The following is a 2,625-nucleotide window of genomic DNA, read 5'->3' on the forward strand; positions in this document are numbered from 1 at the left end:
CGCCCGCCACCTGATCGAGCAGGAGAAGGGCGTGCCGATCACGCTGGCGAGCTGGGGACAGGTTGGCCCCCTCGATCTGGTCTGGGCCGCCTACGAGCTGATCGGTCAGGGCTATGAGGTGCAACTGCTGGGGGCGGTCGAGCCGCGCCATGCCAGCTTGCTTGAGGGGCGTACCGTTACCCCCTGGCTGGTGCTACTGGGGGCAGGGCTCGGCAAACAGGAGCTGGCTACCGGCTGGCCCGCCGGCACACGCCTGTTTGGCGAACTGGGGCGCCTCTACGACGATGAGTGGCTTAAAGCCCATGGCTGGCAGGCGAGCCTTGCTGAGCTGATGGCAGATACACCTGCTGCGGCTGGCGCCAGCGGACGCGGGAGGAAAAAATCATGAAGCTGGTCTGGTTTCGCAACGATCTGCGCCTTGCCGACAACCCGGCGCTGCGGCATGCCTGCGCCGGTGATGAACCGGTCGCCGCGCTCTTTATCATCTCTCCTGCCCAGTGGCGGCAGCATAAAATGGCACCCGTCCGTCAGCGCTTTATGTTGGCGCAGGTGGATGAGTTGGGGCGCGAGCTGGCGGCGCTCGGCATCCCGCTCCATCTGCTGCGAGTGGAGACTTTTGCCGAGGCGCCCGCTGCGTTGGCAAGCCTCTGCCGTGAGCAGGGGGTGACCCAGCTCTATGCCAATCAGGCTATCGAGATCGACGAGCAGCGTCGCGACCATGCCGTCACTGCCGCACTGGCAGAGCAGGCAGTGAGCTGTCACTGGCTCAACGGCTGTTGCGTATTGCCGCCGGGGCGGGTGCTGACCGGCTCGGGTGAGATGTTCAAGGTGTTCACCCCCTTCAGCCGAGCCTGGCTCAAGGCCCTCGATGAAGAGGGGTTTGTCATTCATCGCGCCCCAGCGCCCCGTGGCGAGTCGTTGCCGTGGCAGCCGCTGGCCGAACGTGCGTGGGTTGATGAGGCGCTCGGCGAGCTGACGGCGGCTCCCCGCTGGCCAGTGGGGGAGGCAGAAGCTCTGCGTCGTTTGAACATTTTCCTGGAGCAGGCGGTGCTCGACTATGGCGAGACCCGGGATTTTCCTGCCATCGCGGGCACGTCCGTGCTCTCCCCCTATCTGGCGGCCGGCATCATCAGCCCCCGTCAGTGCGTGGCGGCGCTCCAGCAGCGGCTCGGCTATCGGCCCCAGTCCAAGACTCAGCCCGGCTTTGTCTGGCTCAACGAACTTATCTGGCGCGAGTTCTATCGCCACCTGCTGGTGCTGATCCCGACCCTCTCCATGAATCGCCCCTTCAAACAGGAGACCGCAGCGCTGCCGTGGAGCTGGGATCCGGATGCCTTCGCCGCCTGGTGCGAGGGGCGTACCGGTTACCCCATCGTCGATGCGGCGATGCGCTGTCTCAATGCCACCGGCTGGATGCATAACCGGCTGCGGATGATAGTGGCGAGCTTTCTCACCAAGGATCTCCATATCCACTGGCGGCTCGGGGAGGATTACTTCATGAGTCGGCTCATCGATGGAGATCTGGCGGCCAACAACGGCGGCTGGCAGTGGGCAGCGGGCACCGGCGCCGACGCGGCGCCCTACTTTCGGGTATTCAACCCCACCACTCAGGGGCAACGATTTGATCCACAAGGGGAGTTTATCCGTACCTGGGTAACTGAACTGGCCGATATTCCCGCCGCTTATGTGCATCAGCCCCACGACTGGCTGCGGCTCAAGGGACGACAGGATTATCCGGCACCCATGGTGGATCACGCCGTTGCCCGGGTGAGAGCCATCGAGATGTTTCGCTCTCTGGAGAAATAGGATGAACGAGCCGCTGGCCCGCTTTATTGGCCTCTATCAGCAACTGGACAAACAGCAGTTGCACCGCTTGCCCGAGGTCTATGCCGAACAGGTGGTCTTTACCGATCCGGCCCACCGTATCGAGGGGCTGGCGGCCCTTGGCGACTATTTTGCCGCCCTCTATCAGCGCCTCGCCTACTGTCGCTTCGTCATCACCAGTCAGCAGCAACAAGGGCAGCAGGCCTGGCTCGGCTGGACTATGACCTTCTCTCACCCCAGATTGCGTGGTGGTGAGCCGGTGACGGTGGAGGGGGCCACCCGCCTCGAATTCGACGAGGCGGGCAAGGTGTGCCAGCACAGGGACTATTTTGACTTGGGCGCCATGCTCTACGAGCAGTTGCCGCTGCTTGGGCCCGTGGTGCGCACCATCAAGATGAGGCTTGGCGCATGAGCGGCCGGGTGCTTATTACAGGCGCGACTTCCGGCATCGGTCGCCAGTTGGCGCTGGATTACCGGCGGGCAGGCTGGCATGTGTGGGGTTGTGGCCGCGATGGTGAACGACTGCAGGCGCTGGGGCTGCACGGCATCACGCCGCTGCAGTTCGATGCCCGGGATCTGGCCGCAATGAGCGGGGTGGCGGCTACGCTGCCATCCCTCGATCTACTGATCCTCAACGCAGGCAACTGCGAGTACATGGATGTGGCGGAGGAGTTTGACAGCGAGCTGTTTGCCCGTGTCATCGATACCAATCTGACCGCCACCGGCCATGCGCTGGCCGCCTTCTTGCCGTTGCTCGGGGCTGGATCTCGGCTGGCCATCGTCAGCTCGTCGGTGAGCTGG

At 64.0% G+C, this 2,625-nt stretch carries 3 protein-coding genes and 1 pseudogene; all 4 read left to right on the forward strand.

The window, feature by feature from the left end; genetic code table 11:
• A pseudogene (locus tag L972_RS03250) lies at positions 1 to 388 on the forward strand (MerR family transcriptional regulator); the annotation flags it as partial.
• Positions 385 to 1,806, forward strand: coding sequence for a deoxyribodipyrimidine photo-lyase (gene phrB, locus L972_RS03255; protein ID WP_047435463.1), 1,422 nt, complete (start codon positions 385 to 387; stop codon positions 1,804 to 1,806). The pseudogene L972_RS03250 and the gene phrB, both read left to right, overlap by 4 nt.
• A gap of 1 nt (position 1,807) precedes the next feature.
• The gene (locus L972_RS03260) at positions 1,808 to 2,236 is read left to right on the forward strand and encodes a nuclear transport factor 2 family protein (RefSeq protein ID WP_005343652.1); all 429 of its coding nucleotides are present in this window, start codon (positions 1,808 to 1,810) and stop codon (positions 2,234 to 2,236) included.
• On the forward strand, positions 2,233 to 2,625 hold a 393-nt coding region (locus L972_RS21735), incomplete at its 3' end, for an SDR family NAD(P)-dependent oxidoreductase (protein WP_047436019.1). The genes L972_RS03260 and L972_RS21735, both read left to right, overlap by 4 nt.

Origin of the sequence: Aeromonas sp. ZOR0001, assembly GCF_000801015.1 — a bacterium.
Taxonomy (GTDB): Bacteria; Pseudomonadota; Gammaproteobacteria; order Enterobacterales; family Aeromonadaceae; genus Aeromonas; species Aeromonas veronii.

Coding starts and splice junctions, on each gene's coding strand:
- phrB (WP_047435463.1), top strand. CDS start 385: ATGAAGCTGGTCTGGTTTCGCAACGATCTGCGCCTTGCCGACAACCCG.
- L972_RS03260 (WP_005343652.1), top strand. CDS start 1,808: ATGAACGAGCCGCTGGCCCGCTTTATTGGCCTCTATCAGCAACTGGAC.